General features: G+C 70.4%; 14 protein-coding genes. 6 read left to right on the forward strand and 8 right to left on the reverse strand.

Going from position 1 to position 13,210, the window contains the following annotated elements; all coding sequences use genetic code 11:
* Window positions 1–2: 2 nt before the first annotated feature.
* The 8 genes from ACFSVL_RS32755 to ACFSVL_RS32790 all read right to left on the reverse strand — a co-directional run bounded on the left by ACFSVL_RS32755 (window position 3) and on the right by ACFSVL_RS32790 (window position 8,203).
* Window positions 3–1,568, reverse strand: a complete 1,566-nt coding sequence (locus tag ACFSVL_RS32755; RefSeq protein WP_378309685.1) for an ATP-binding cassette domain-containing protein — start codon at window positions 1,566–1,568, stop codon at window positions 3–5.
* Entirely contained in the window at window positions 1,565–2,461 is an 897-nt protein-coding gene (locus ACFSVL_RS32760; protein WP_378309686.1) for an ABC transporter permease, read from the reverse strand. The genes ACFSVL_RS32755 and ACFSVL_RS32760 overlap by 4 nt, the downstream gene beginning before the upstream one ends.
* Complete coding sequence (locus tag ACFSVL_RS32765; RefSeq protein WP_378309688.1) at window positions 2,458–3,414, reverse strand: ABC transporter permease; 957 nt, start codon at window positions 3,412–3,414, stop codon at window positions 2,458–2,460. Before ACFSVL_RS32765 ends, ACFSVL_RS32760 begins: the two co-directional genes overlap by 4 nt.
* Window positions 3,411–5,003 (reverse strand): ABC transporter substrate-binding protein, encoded by a 1,593-nt coding sequence (locus ACFSVL_RS32770; protein ID WP_378309690.1) that lies wholly within the window; start codon window positions 5,001–5,003, stop codon window positions 3,411–3,413. The genes ACFSVL_RS32765 and ACFSVL_RS32770 overlap by 4 nt, the downstream gene beginning before the upstream one ends.
* Before the next feature lie 82 nt (window positions 5,004–5,085).
* On the reverse strand, window positions 5,086–5,511 hold the full coding sequence (locus ACFSVL_RS32775) for a thioesterase family protein (RefSeq protein WP_378309692.1): 426 nt from the start codon (window positions 5,509–5,511) through the stop codon (window positions 5,086–5,088).
* The gene (locus ACFSVL_RS32780) at window positions 5,504–6,457 is read right to left on the reverse strand and encodes a 3-hydroxyacyl-CoA dehydrogenase NAD-binding domain-containing protein (protein WP_378309694.1); all 954 of its coding nucleotides are present in this window, start codon (window positions 6,455–6,457) and stop codon (window positions 5,504–5,506) included. Before ACFSVL_RS32780 ends, ACFSVL_RS32775 begins: the two co-directional genes overlap by 8 nt.
* Window positions 6,450–7,343: a BKACE family enzyme gene (locus tag ACFSVL_RS32785; RefSeq protein WP_378309696.1), complete on the reverse strand. Its 894-nt coding sequence runs from the start codon at window positions 7,341–7,343 to the stop codon at window positions 6,450–6,452. Before ACFSVL_RS32785 ends, ACFSVL_RS32780 begins: the two co-directional genes overlap by 8 nt.
* Entirely contained in the window at window positions 7,343–8,203 is an 861-nt protein-coding gene (locus ACFSVL_RS32790; protein WP_378309699.1) for a TetR family transcriptional regulator C-terminal domain-containing protein, read from the reverse strand. Before ACFSVL_RS32790 ends, ACFSVL_RS32785 begins: the two co-directional genes overlap by 1 nt.
* A gap of 422 nt (window positions 8,204–8,625) precedes the next feature.
* On the opposite strand from ACFSVL_RS32790, the gene ACFSVL_RS32795 reads away from it, so the two are divergent.
* The 6 genes from ACFSVL_RS32795 to ACFSVL_RS32820 all read left to right on the forward strand — a co-directional run bounded on the left by ACFSVL_RS32795 (window position 8,626) and on the right by ACFSVL_RS32820 (window position 13,209).
* A complete protein-coding gene (locus ACFSVL_RS32795) occupies window positions 8,626–9,948 on the forward strand; it encodes a M20/M25/M40 family metallo-hydrolase (RefSeq protein WP_378309701.1) in 1,323 nt (440 codons plus the stop codon).
* Window positions 9,948–10,841 carry an alpha/beta fold hydrolase gene (locus tag ACFSVL_RS32800; RefSeq protein ID WP_378309702.1) on the forward strand — a complete coding sequence of 298 codons (894 nt, stop codon included), beginning with the start codon at window positions 9,948–9,950 and terminating at the stop codon, window positions 10,839–10,841. Before ACFSVL_RS32795 ends, ACFSVL_RS32800 begins: the two co-directional genes overlap by 1 nt.
* A 31-nt stretch (window positions 10,842–10,872) precedes the next feature.
* Window positions 10,873–11,475 carry an ArsR/SmtB family transcription factor gene (locus ACFSVL_RS32805; RefSeq protein ID WP_378309704.1) on the forward strand — a complete coding sequence of 201 codons (603 nt, stop codon included), beginning with the start codon at window positions 10,873–10,875 and terminating at the stop codon, window positions 11,473–11,475.
* Entirely contained in the window at window positions 11,468–12,196 is a 729-nt protein-coding gene (locus tag ACFSVL_RS32810) for an SRPBCC family protein (protein WP_378309706.1), read from the forward strand. Before ACFSVL_RS32805 ends, ACFSVL_RS32810 begins: the two co-directional genes overlap by 8 nt.
* A 68-nt stretch (window positions 12,197–12,264) precedes the next feature.
* Window positions 12,265–12,627: a YciI family protein gene (locus ACFSVL_RS32815; protein ID WP_378309708.1), complete on the forward strand. Its 363-nt coding sequence runs from the start codon at window positions 12,265–12,267 to the stop codon at window positions 12,625–12,627.
* A gap of 6 nt (window positions 12,628–12,633) precedes the next feature.
* Window positions 12,634–13,209, forward strand: coding sequence for a dihydrofolate reductase family protein (locus ACFSVL_RS32820; RefSeq protein WP_378309710.1), 576 nt, complete (start codon window positions 12,634–12,636; stop codon window positions 13,207–13,209).
* Window position 13,210 lies beyond the last annotated feature (1 nt).

The raw sequence follows: 13,210 nt of genomic DNA on the forward strand, positions 1-13,210 counted from the left end.
CCTCACAGCCTCGGGGTCGTAGCGAGCAGTTCGCTGGTGTACTCGTGCGACGGCGACTTCAGGACCGATTCGACGGCGCCCTCCTCGACAATCTCGCCGCCGCGCAGGACGGCGATCCGGTCCGCGACCTCCGGGGCGAGGGCGATGTTGTGCGTCACGAACAGCATCGCCATCCCGAGTTCCCGGCGGAGTTCGCCGAGCAGCTCCACGATGGTGGCCTGCACGGACACGTCCAGCGCCGAGGTGACCTCGTCGCAGACCAGGACGTCCGGCGTGGTCACGAGCGCGCGGGCGATCGCGGCGCGCTGGCGTTCGCCGCCGCTGAGCTGGTCCGGCAGCCGGTTCGCGAGGTCCTGCCGCAGCCGGACCCGGTCCAGCGTCTCGGCGACCCGCTGGCGGCGTTCGGTGCGGGAGAGGGAAGTCAAGCGCACCAACGGGACCTCGATCGACTGGGCGATCGTCTTGCGCGGGTTCAGCGACGAAAACGGGCTCTGGAAGACGTACTGGATCCGGCGCAGCTCGTCGGTGCTGCGCTGCCGGGCGGCCGGAGCCAGCGGAGTGCCTTCGAGCGCGACGGTGCCGGTGAAGCCGCGGTTGAGCCCGGCGATGCACTGCGACAGCGTGGTTTTCCCGGAGCCGGACTCGCCGAGCAGCATCACGCTTTCCCCGCGCGTTACGGCGAGGTCGATGCCGCGCAGCACCTGGTGGTGCCCGTACGACATCCGGATGTCGCGGGCGGCCAGCACGGCGTCGTCCGGCGGGGGAGCCGTGGCCGGCTCCGCGCCGAGGTCAGGCACAGCAGCGAGAAGCCGCTTCGTGTACGCGTGCTTCGGTCGCCGCAGCACGTCGTCGGCGATGCCGCACTCGACGAGATTCCCTTGGTACATCACGGCTACGCGGTCGGCGAGCTGCGCCACCACGGCGAGGTCGTGCGTGATGTAGAGCGCCGCGACACCGTGCTCGGACGTCAGCTGCCGGACCGTTTCCAGCACCAGCGCCTGCGTCTTCACGTCCAGCCCGGTGGTCGGCTCGTCCAGCACGACCACGCTCGGGCGGCACGCGAACGCCATCGCGATGCCGACCCGCTGCTGCTGCCCGCCGGACAGCTGATGCGGGTAACGCCGCTGGTAGGCCTCGTCGGACGGCAATCCGACCTCGGCGAGCACCTCGGCGACCCGTTCGTCGGCGGACCCGGCGTAGCCGTGCGTTTCCAGCACTTCGGCGATCTGCCTGCCGACCCGCAGCGCCGGGTTCAGCGACAGCGCAGGGTCCTGCGGGATGTACGCGACGGCGCTGCCCCGCAACTGGCGGCGCGCGGCGTCGTCGAGGGCCAGCACGTCGACCGGTTCGCCGTCGCGGGGATGCAGTATCACCTGACCGCCGCCGGACACCAGGCCGCGGCGGAAGTGGCCGAGCGCGGCCAGCCCGGCGGTCGTCTTCCCGGAGCCGGATTCCCCGACGAGCGCGAGCACTTCGCCGGGCGCGATCTCGTAGGACACCGAATGCAGCACCGGACGGCCTGCCGCCGTGCGCACGGCCAGCCCGGTCACCTCCAGCGCTTTCGTCATGCGCGCACCTCCCGGGTCCGCCCGGCCGCGGCCGAGGCGAGCGAGTCGGCGACGAGGTTCGTGCCGACGGCCAGCACCGCGATCGCGACCACCGGGAGCAGCACGCCCCACGGCTGCACGACGAGCGCGATCCGGTTCTCGTTGATCATCAGCCCCCAGTCCGCGGCGGGCGGCTGGATGCCGAGGCCGAGGAACGACAGCGAGGCGATGTAGCCGATCGAGTAGGTCAGCCGCAGCCCCAGCTCCACCATCAGCGGGCCGGTGATGTTCGGCAGGATCTCGCGCAGCAGGATCCGGCTGCGCGGGACGGCGTACATCTCGGCCGCGCGGATGTAGTCGTGGTTGCGCACCGAAACCGTGGCCTGCCGCGCGACCCGTGCGGTCCGCGGCGCGTGCGTCAGCCCGATGACCAGCACCAGCAGCCAGCCCTTCGGGCCGATCACCGCGATCGCCAGCAGCGCGATGACCAGCTGCGGGAACGACAGCAGCACGTCGTTGCCGCGCATCAGCAGGCCGTCCAGCCAGCCGCCGCCGTACCCGGCGACCATCCCGAGCAGCGCGCCCAGCACGATGCCGAGCGCGGTGGCGAGCACCGCGTAGAGCAGCAGAGTGGTGCCGCCCGCCAGGAAGCGCGTGAGGACGTCGCGGCCGAGGCCGTCGGTGCCCATGAGCCCGTCCGGTTTGAACGGTTTTCCGGCGAAGTCCGTCGTCGTGTGCCCGGTGATGATCGGGCCGAGCCACGGGCCGAGCAGGGCCACGAGAATGACGACCCCGGCCAGCACGGTGCCGACTTTGGCCTGCGGGAACGCCCAAGCGGCCCGGATCAGCCCGGCCGGGCGCGGCGGGGTCTCCGGGGCGGCGGGCACCATCTGCTCTTCTTCGACCGCGGTCATCGCACTGCCTCCGTCCGGAGCTTGGGATCGGCGAGGATGCCGATGACGTCGGCCAGCAGGTTCACCACGATGTAGACCGCGGCGATCAGCAGCGTCACAGCCTGGACGACGGCGACGTCGCGCTTGCCGACCGCGTCGATCAGCGCCTGGCCGATGCCGGGGTAGCGGAACAGGAATTCGACCACCACGACGCCGCCGGCCAGCCAGGCCAGCTGGATCGCGACGACCTGCGCGACCGGGCCGACCGCGTGCGGCAGCGCGTGCCGCAGCAGCACCGTCCGCTCGCGCATTCCCTTGAGCCGTGCCATTTCGACGTAGCCGGAATCGAGGACCTCGTTCATCGTCGCGCGCATCATCCGCGTGATGTACGGCGTGACGACGAGTACGAGGGTGAGCACTGGCAGGACTAGCTGGCTCGGTTGGGCCCATACCGCTTCGCCGGGTGGCGTGAGCGTCACTGAAGGCAGGACACGGAACACCGTGGTCGCGAAGAGAACGATGAGCGCCACGCCGATCACGAACTCCGGCAGCGCGGCGATCACCAGGCTGATCCCGGACACCACCTGGTCGCCGGCCCGGCCGCGGCGCATCGCGCTCCACGTGCCGAGCGCGAGCCCGAGCGGGGTGGCGATCACCGCGGCGAGCACGAGCAGCACGAGCGAGGCCGACACCCGGTCCGCCAGCAGCGTCGTGACCGGGCCCTGGGTCGACGTCGAGGTGCCGAGGTCGCCGGTGAACAGGCCGCCGAGCCACGAGAGGTAGCGCTGCCAGACCGGTTCGTCGAGGTGCAGCTGGTGCTGCAGCGCGGCGATCCGCTCCGGAGTCGCCTGCTGGCCGAGGATGGCCCGTGCCGGATCGCCCGGCAGCAGCAGCGTCGCGACGAACACCAGGAGGGTGACCAGCCACAGCACCACGAGGCTCACGAGAAGCCGTTTGAGGATCAGCCGGGTCATGCCGCGCCTCCTTCCGCCGTGCCGAGCCAGACCTGGCGGAACTGGTACCCGGACAGGGAAATCCCGGTGCGGTCCGGCACGAGTCCGGCCACATAGGACTGATAGGCGTCGACTTGGTCGACGAAGCCCCACACGATGAGCCCGCCGCGTTCGTACTCGATCCGCTGCGCCCGCTGGAGCAGCTCCGCGCGCGCCTTCGCGTCCACAGTGGCGCTCGCCCGCGTGACGAGATCGGTGAATTCCGGGTCGTTCCAATGGGTTTCGTTGTACGGCGCTTTCGGCAGCGCGCCGGACGCGACCTGCGGCAGGTAATTGCGCGTGTACCAGAAGTCCTGCGCGAAATCCCAGGACAGGTAGTTCTCGCCGTAGAACGTGGTGGTGTCGATCTTCCGGATCCGCACGTTCACGCCGGCGGCCTTGGCCTGCTGCTGGAACACCTGCGCAGCCTCGACCGCGCCGGCCTGGATCGGCGCGGTGACCAGTTCGATGTCGAGGTTCGGCTTGCCCGCTTCGGCGAGCAGCCGCTTCGCCTCGGCGATGTTCTGCTTGCGCTGCGGCAGCTGCCGGTTGTACGCCGGGTCGAAGGGCGCGTACAGGTCGTTGCCGACCCGGCCCTGCCCGCTGAGCACCTGGTTGATCATCTGCTCGCGGTCGACCACCAGCCGCAGCGCCTGGCGCACCCGGGCGTCGTCGAACGGCGGCCGGTCGACGCGCATGGTGAACGGCAGCCAGGTCCCGGTTTCCGACCGCAGCACCTGGATGCGCGGGTCGCTGCGGAGCACGTCCACCAGCGCCACCGGGACCTGGTCGATCGCGTCCACCTGGGACGAGAGGAGGGCGTTGATCCGGGCGTCGTCGTCGGCGAAGTTGATGAGCGACAACCGGTCCAGATACGGCTGGCCGGGCCGCCAGTAGTGCTCGTTGCGCACGAAGGTGCTCTGCAGGCCCGCGGTGAACGAGTCGATTTTGAACGGTCCGGTGCCGATCGGGCGCTTGACGTCGAAGTCGGCCGGGACGATGCCGAGGCTGTACTGGCCGAGCAGGTCGTCGAACCCGGAATTCGGCGCGGTGAGGCGGAATTCGACGGTCCGGTCGCCGGTCGCGACGACCTCGCCGAGCATGGTCAGCCCGGCCGCGCCGCTCTTCGGGTCCTTCGGGTCGGTGATCCGGCGGAAGGTCGCGACGACGTCGGCCGGGGTCACCGGGCGGCCGTCGTGGAAGCGGATGCCCGAGCGCAGCACGGCGGTCCAGGTGCGCGCGTCCGGCGAGGGCTTCAGCGATTCGGCGACCAGCATCTGGAGCCGGTAGTCGTGATCGCGCAGCAGGAGCGGCTCGTAGAGGTTGAGCACCCGGGCGATGTCCGGGTTCGTGGCGGGGATGTGCGGGTCGAGCGTGTCGGACGCGCCTCCGCCGGTCACGCCGACCCGGAGGGCGCCGCCGCGTTTGGGCGGGCCGGACGGCACGGCCGCGGCGACGGTGGAGCCGCAGGCGGCCAGGAGCGGAGCGGTGCCGGCGAGCGTGGCGCCGGCGAGGGCCGCGGTGAGGATGCGGCGGCGGGAAACGTTGGTCGGTTTACATCGGGCTTCCATGGGTGACTTTCGAGCGGGTGTCGTGAGTGGCAATGCCGGTTAGAACCGGCATTGCCACTCACGACACGGTGGGGGGAGGGGATCAGGCGATGGCGCGTCCCGCGTAGTCCGGGACCGGGGCGAGGTGCGTGTCGAGCGCGGTGGCGACCTCGGCCGGGAACGGCGTCGCGCGGCCACCGGAAACGTGCAGGCACAACAGCTCTTCGGTGGCGACGAGTTCGCCGCCGACGCGCATTTCGTGGCACAGCCGCACCTTTTTCGCGCCGACTGACAGCACGGAGGTCGTCACCGCCAGCTCGGCGTCCGCGCCGACTTCGCGCAGGTACCGCACGTGCGCCTCCACGGTGTACAGCGACGCCCCGGTTCTCTCGCGGTAGCCGGGGCCGAGGCCGACGATGTCCATCAGCGCGGTGGTCGCGTCGCCGAAGACGAGCACGTAGTAGGGCTCGGAGAGGTGGCCGTTGTAGTCGATCCACTCTGGACGGACCCGGTCGCGGTACTCAGCCACGCCGGGCCTGCCCGACCGCGCGCTGGATCGCGATGACCGCCCGGTCGCGTTCGGCGATCAGGTCGGCGATCGTCCGCCCGTCGGCCTCGTCGTCGCAGCCGGCGACCACGGCGTCGCGCAGTTCCGGGGTGAGTTCCGGTGCTTCAAGGCGCGTCCACGGCGACTTCAGCGACGGTCCGAAGTGGTCCAGCATGTGCGCCATGCCGCCCTCGCCGCCGGCGAGGTGGAACGTCAGCATCGGGCCCTGGATCGGCCAGCGCAGGCCGGGCCCGTCGGTGATCGCGAGGTCGATCTGCTCGACGGTCGCCTCGTCGTTCGCGACCATGTGCAGGGCTTCCCGCCACAGCGCTTCCTGGAGCCGGTTCGCGATGAACCCGGGCACCTCGCGGTCCATCGTGATCACGGACTTGCCGACGCGCCGGTAGAACGCGGCGGCCTGCTCGACCGCCCACGGCGCGCTGAGCTTTCCGCCCGCCACCTCGACCAGCGGGATCAGGTACGGCGGGTTGAACGGATGCCCGACCACGAGCCGTTCCGGCGTCTTCGCGGCGACCTGCATTTCGGTCATGCCGTAACCGGACGTGGACGAGGCGATCACGACGTCCGGCGCGGTGACGGCGTCGATGTCGGCGAGCAGTTTCTGCTTGAGCGCCAAGTCTTCCGGCGCGCTTTCCTGCACGAAGCTCACGCCCTCGACGGCCTCCGCGAGCGTCGCGGTGACGGTCAGCCGGTCGCGGCTCGCGCCAGGCTTGAGGCCCAGCTCAGTGAGCGCTGGCCAGGCTGCGTTGACGAGCCGTTCGAGCTTCTCCGCCGCGTCCGGCGCTGGGTCCCAGGCCCGGACGTCGAAGCCCTGGGCGAGGAAATGCGCGACCCAGCCGCCGCCGATGACCCCGGCCCCGATGCAGGCGACAGTGTTGGCCTCGTTGGACTTGTTGGCCTCAGGCATTGGCGCGCTCCTTCAGCCCGAGGATTTCCCGCGCCTGCCCGGGAGTGGCGATGTTCGCGCCGAGCTTCTGCACGATGTCGACCGCGCGTTCCACGAGCTGTCCGTTGGTGGCCTTGACGCCGCGCGCCAGGTAGAGGTTGTCCTCCAGCCCGACCCGGACGTGCCCGCCCAGCAGCACCGACTGCGCGACCCACGGCATCTGGTCGCGCCCGATGGCGAACGACGCCCACTGCGCGCCTTCCGGCAGCAGGTGCACCATCGCCTGCAGCAGGCCGGGATCCGGCGGCGCGCCGTACGGAATGCCCATGCACAGCTGGAACAGCGGCGGCGGGTCGATGAGGCCTTCCTCGACCATCTTCGTGGCGAACCACAGGTTGCCGGTGTCGAAGATCTCCAGTTCGGGCTTCACGCCCAGCTCCTGGATCCGCTTCGCGCCGGTGCGCAGCATGTCCGGAGTGGACACGTAAAGCTGGTTGCCCTCGCCGAAGTTCAGCGAACCGCAGTCGAGCGTGCAGATGTCCGGCAGCAGCTCCTCGACGTGCGGGAGCCGGTCGTGCGCGTTGACCAGGTCGGTGCCGTCGACCGGCTTGAGCGGGTCCTCGGCGTCGATGACGAGATCGCCGCCCATGCCCGCGGTGAGGTTGACGACGACGTCCACCCCGGACTCTTTGACCAGCCGCACCGCCTCGCGGTACAGCGCGACGTCCCGCGACGGGGCGCCGGTCTCGGGTTCGCGCACGTGGATGTGCACCACGGCCGCGCCGGCGTTGGCGGCCTCGATGGCGCTCTCGGCGATCTGCGCCGGGCTGACCGGGACGTGCGGGCTCCGGCCGGTGGTGTCCCCCGCGCCGGTGAGCGCGCAGGTGACGATGACCTCGTGGTTCATCAGGCTCCTTGGACGATCGAGCGGTCGATGAAGTCGTTCAGGTGCGCGCGCATCGCGCCCACCGTGCTGCCGGGACGCCCGGTCAGCACCTGGATGCCGAGGCCGTCGATCAGCGCGGTGAGCTGGGCGGTGGCGGCCTCGGGGTCGGCCAGGCGGAACACGCCCTGCTCCTGGCCGGTGCGGATGGTCATGAGAATGGTCTGGTACCAGCGGTCGTAGGAATCGGTGTAGAGGGAACGCAGCCGCGGGTCGAGCGCGACCTCGTTCCAGACCTGCAGCCACACCGACCATTCGGCGCGCAGCAGGCCCTCGGTCGGCAGCTGGAGCTCGACGAGCTTCAGCAGCCGGTCGTGCGCGCCGGGCACCGCGTGCAGCTCGGCGACCTGCCGGTCGAAAGCGAGCTTCACGTTGCGCCGCAACGCTTCGTCGAGGACTTCGGTTTTGGTGGGGAAGTGGTAGTGGATGGCCGCGGAGCTGGTGCCGCAGGCCTGGGCGATGTCGGCGATGCGGACCCGGTGGTAGCCGCGCTCGGCGATGAGCTGCCAGGCGGTTTCGAGGATCCGCCGTCGTGGTTCGGAGTGGGCCAGGTCGTCGGGGTCGCTCGCGGTTCCGGCCGCGGGGGCCGGGACGGCGGTGACGGTTTTGGCGTCGTCGCTGCCGTTGAGCAGCCAGTTCACCGTGACGCCGGAGTATTCAGCTACGCGGACCAGCTCGTGCGGGGAGAAGCGGCGGGCGCCGTTGAGGGCCTTGGAGAGCTTGGTCTGGTCCAGGCCGATGGCGGCGGCGAACTCGCGCTGGGGGACGGGCATGGACTGGATCAGCTGGCGCACCCGTTCTCTCAGCTGGTCTGTTTCGTCCATGGGCGGTGACGGTAGTGCGGGGTTGCGAAAATCGCAACTTCGGTGGGGTTGGACACGTAACGGTTTGAGACTTTCGTTTTGTGCCAAGGAGTTGCGATTCGCGCTTGACTGGCGGATCAGTCGGGTGGCACCCCGAAGCCCGAGTGTGCTGACGGTCTGGGGGTGCTTGTCAAGGCGGGAAAGATGCCTTGACAAGCACTCCCAGACCGCAGGGCGGCTTCGTATCGGGGTGCGGGGGAGGGGCTGGGTGCACCGCTGGCTGGGGTGCATCGGCGGCGGTTCGGTTGGGGGTCGTGAGGGGAACCCTGAGGGAATCTGATTCCCGCAGGGTTCCCCTCACGGACGTTCGGGCGCCGCGCCGGGGAGGGAGTCCACTCGCCGGGACGAAGGCGTCTTCGTGCGGCGGATGATAGGAATGGCCGGTGACCCAACCTGACTTGATCGACGCCGCCGCGGACGAGGCTGTCACGCTTACCAGCGAGCTGATCCGCATCGACACCACCAATACCGGCGACCCCGAAACCCTCGTGGGCGAGCGGGTCGCGGCCGAGTACGTCGCGGAGAAGCTGACTGACGCCGGGTACGAGATCACCTACGTTGAGTCCGGCGGCAAGAACCGGCACAACGTCATCGTGCGGCTGCCGGGGTCCGACCCGGGCCGGGGTGCGCTGCTGATCCACGGGCATCTCGACGTCGTCCCGGCGGACCCGGCCGAGTGGTCGGTGCACCCGTTCTCGGGGGCGGTCCAGGACGGGTACGTGTGGGGGCGCGGCGCGGTCGACATGAAGGACATGGTCGGCATGACGCTGGCGCTGGCCCGGCACTACAAGATCAACAACATCGTGCCGCCGCGCGATCTGGTGTTCCTGTTCGTCGCCGACGAGGAGGCGGGCGGCAAGTTCGGCGCGCAGTGGCTGGTCGAGCACCGGCCGGAGCTGTTCGAGGGCGTCACCGAGGCGATCAGCGAGGTCGGCGGCTTCTCGATCACCTTGAAGGACAACGTCCGCGCGTACGTGATCGAGACGGCCGAGAAGGGCATCCGCTGGATGAAGCTGCGCGTGCGCGGCACGGCGGGCCACGGGTCGATGATCCACCGCGACAACGCGGTCACCAAGCTGGCCGAGGCCGTGGCGAAGCTGGGGCAGCACCAGTTCCCGCTGGTGCTGACCGATTCCGTGCGCGAGTTCCTCGCGGGGGTCACCGAGATCACCGGCTGGGACTTCCCGGAGGACGACCTCGAGGGCTCGGTCGCGAAGCTCGGTAACATCTCGCGGATGATCGGCGCGACCCTGCGCGACACCGCGAACCCGACGATGCTCACCGCGGGCTACAAGTCGAACGTGATCCCCTCGGTCGCCGAGGCCGCGGTCGACTGCCGCATCCTGCCGGGCCGGCTGGAGGCGTTCGACCGGGAGCTGGACGAACTGCTCGGCCCGGACATCGAGAAGGAGTGGATGGAGCTGCCGCCGGTCGAGACGACGTTCGACGGCGCGCTCGTCGACGCGATGACCGCCGCGGTGCTCGCCGAGGACCCGGGCGCGCGCACCCTGCCGTACATGCTGTCCGGCGGGACCGACGCGAAGTCGTTCCAGCAGCTCGGCATCCGCAACTTCGGCTTCGCGCCGCTCAAACTGCCCGCCGACCTGGACTTCTCCGGGCTCTTCCACGGCGTGGACGAGCGCGTCCCGGTCGACGCGCTGAAGTTCGGCGTCCGCGTGCTGGACCGGTTCCTCCGCTCCTCCTGATGGCTGGGTTCCGGCTGGCCGACGGGACGCCCCTGCACCTCGTGCGCAGGGGCGACCCGGCGGCGGCCGTGACGGTCGTGCTGCTGCACGGCTACGCGCTCGACCAGCGCAGCTGGGGCCGGATCGCCCCGGTGCTGCCGGACGCGGTCGAGCAGCCGCTCGCGGTGCTCAGCTACGACCACCGCGGGCACGGCGAGTCCGGCCGGGCGGCGCGCGGCACCGCGACGATGGGCCAGCTCGCCGACGACCTCGCCGAGGTGCTGGAGAAAGCGGTCCCGGACGGCCGCGTCGTGCTCGTCGGGCACGACATGGGCGGGCTCGCGGTGATGTCGCTGACCCAGCGGCATCCGGAGCTGTTCGCCGCGCGCGCCGGCGGGCTGGTGCTGCTGTCGACGTCGTCCGGGCGGATCGCGACCGAGGCGTCCGCGGCGTGGCCGAACGCGCTCGGCAAGGTTGCGCAGGACCTGGAAATCGTGCTGGGCGGCAAGCTGTACGGCCTGGTCCGCGAGCACACCAGCCGCGCGGTGAGCGCCGGGCTGCGCTGGTGGCTGTTCGGCGACGACCCGGATCCGGACCTGGTCGAGCTGACCGTGAAGATGATCCGCGGGAACTGGCCGCACACCATCGCGCAGTTCCGGCCCGCGCTCGACGCCTACGCCCGCGAGGCCGCGCTGTCGCTGGCCGGCGACCTGCCGGTGACGGCGATCGTGGGGGAGCGGGACCGGATCGTCGCGCCGTCCGACGTCGAGCAGTTCGTGCGCGGCCTGGCCCAGGGCTACGCCGTGGTGCTGCCCGGGGTCGGGCACGTCGTCCCGCTGGAGGCCGCGGCGCAAGTGGTCCCGCGCATCGCGTCGGTGGTGCACGAGGTCTACCGACAACAAAACCTGTCTTGACAACCTGAGTTTTCCACCGCACGATGGGCGCATGTTTCCCGTTGCGGTGATCGAAGACGCGGCCGCGGCCGAGGTGTCGCTGGACCCGGTCCGGGCCCGGCTGCTGGCCGAACTGGCGCAGCCGGCCTCGGCGACGATGCTGGCCGCGCGCGTGGACCTGCCGAGGCAGAAGGTCAACTACCACCTGCGCGCGCTGGAGAAGCACGGGCTCGTCGAGCTGGTCGAAGAGCGGCGCAAGGGCAACGTCACCGAGCGGATGATGCGAGCGACCGCGGCGTCGTACGTGATCTCGCCGTCCGCGCTCGCGGCTGTGCAGCCCGATCCGGCGCAGTCGCCGGACCGGCTGTCGGCGCGCTGGCTGCTGGCGGTCGCCGGACGGCTGGTGCGTGACGTCGGAATCCTGATCACCGGTGCGGCGAAAGCGAAAAAACGCGTCGCCACCTTCGCGCTCGACGGCGAGGTCCGGTTCGCTTCGGCGGCCGACCGGGCCGCGTTCGCGGAGGAACTGGCGACCGCGGTGACCGCGCTGGTGGGGAAGTACCACGACGAGAAAGCCGAGAACGGCCGCGCGCACCGGGTGGTGCTGGCGGTGCACCCGAGCGTGCCGATGGGGGAGGAAGACGGGCGTGGGTAAGGAATTCGAGGAGATCGACGTCGCCGAGGTCCCGGTCGAACCGGAGCAGGTCTGGGCGGCGATCGCGACCGGGCCGGGGATCGACTCCTGGTTCATGGGCCGCAACGAGGTCGACGGCGGACCGGGCGGAGCAGTGCGCGGCGCGTTCGCCGCCTACGAGCCGACGCACGCGATCACCGCGTGGGACCCGCCGAACCGGCTGGCCTACGGCGGCGATCCGGAGCCGGACGGACGGCGGATCGCGTACGAATTCCTCGTCGAGGGCCGCGACGGCGGCAGCTCGGTGATCCGCTGCGTCACGAGCGGTTTCCTGCCCGGCGACGACTGGGCGGACGAGTTCGAGGCCATGCAGGCGGGCGGCGCGCTGTTTTTCCGCAACCTCGTGGAGTTCGTGCGGCATTTCCCGGGCCGGACGGCGAAGCCGGTCACCGCGTTCGGGCCCGACGTCGTCACGGACTGGCCTGCTTTGTGGACTGTGCTGGCGAAGGAACTGGGCGTCGAGCAGCTGATCGTCGGCGCGAAAGTCCGGCTGGACGGGACCGACGGCGTGGTCTACGCGGTGAACGACCAGACCGTCGGGATCCGCACCGGCGGCGGGCTTTTCTGCTTCCTGCAGGGCTTCCACGGTCCGCTGGTGGCGACTCACCACGTGGTCGCGCCGGACGTGGACACGGCGGCCGAGGAAGCCAAGTGGGCGGAGTGGCTGGCCGCCCTCGGCTGAGCCTTGTCGAAAACCGGGGCCGCCCGTTCGTCATCCGGTCGAGAGTGTTTCCGACAGGAGGAGAAACCGTGCAGTACGCGATGCTGATCTGCGGCGACGACCGCGAATGGGCTGGCCTGTCCCCGGCGGACGAGGAGGCCGCGATGACGCAGATCTACGCGTGGTTCGAGCGCTGGCAGCCGACCGGCAAGATCGGGAACGGCGTCGAACTGCAGCCGCGCGAGACGGCGAAAACGGTGCGCGCCGGGGCGAACGGGCAGCCGGTGATCACGGACGGGCCGTACGTGGAGTTGAAGGAGGTCGTCGGCTCAGTCCTCGTCCTGGACTGCGCCGACCTCGACGAGGCCGTGGAGATCGCGGCGACCTGGCCGCTGGGGCCGGGCGTGAGCGCGGTGGAGGTCCGTCCGATGCTGAGCCGCGAAGAAGGGTGAGGATCGATGCGGAAGCTCGTTCTGAAGATGTCGATGTCGCTGGACGGCTTCGTCTGCGGACCGGACGGCGAGGCCGAATGGATGCTGCGCTCGCGCGGTGAGGACTCGGCGGCTTGGCTCGTGGAGAACCTTCAGCAGGCGGGCGTGCACGTCGTCGGGGGCCGCACCTACCACGCGATGGCGCGGCATTGGCCGACGTCGCCCGAGCCGGTGGCGGTGCCGATGAACGACATCCCGAAGGTGGTCTTCACCCGGCAGAAGCCGGCGGATGCCGACCTGTCTTCCTACGCGGAGAGCTGGGCGTCGGCCCGCTTCGCGCACGGCGACCTCGCCGACGAGATCCAGCGGCTGAAAGAACAGCCGGGCAAAGACATTTTCGCCCACGGGGGAGCGGGTTTCGCCCGCAGCCTGGTGCGGCTCGGCTTGGTGGACGAATACCGGCTCGTAGTGCACCCGGTCGCGATCGGCGCCGGGAAGGCACTCTTCGGCGACCTGCCGAAGCCGGTGAACCTGGATCTCGTCAGCACGACCGCTTTCGCGGCGGGGACGATGGTGCAGGTCTACCGTCCTGCCGCCGGGTGAC

The sequence above is a fragment of the Amycolatopsis silviterrae genome (assembly GCF_042684085.1).
GTDB lineage: Bacteria > Actinomycetota > Actinomycetes > Mycobacteriales > Pseudonocardiaceae > Amycolatopsis > Amycolatopsis silviterrae.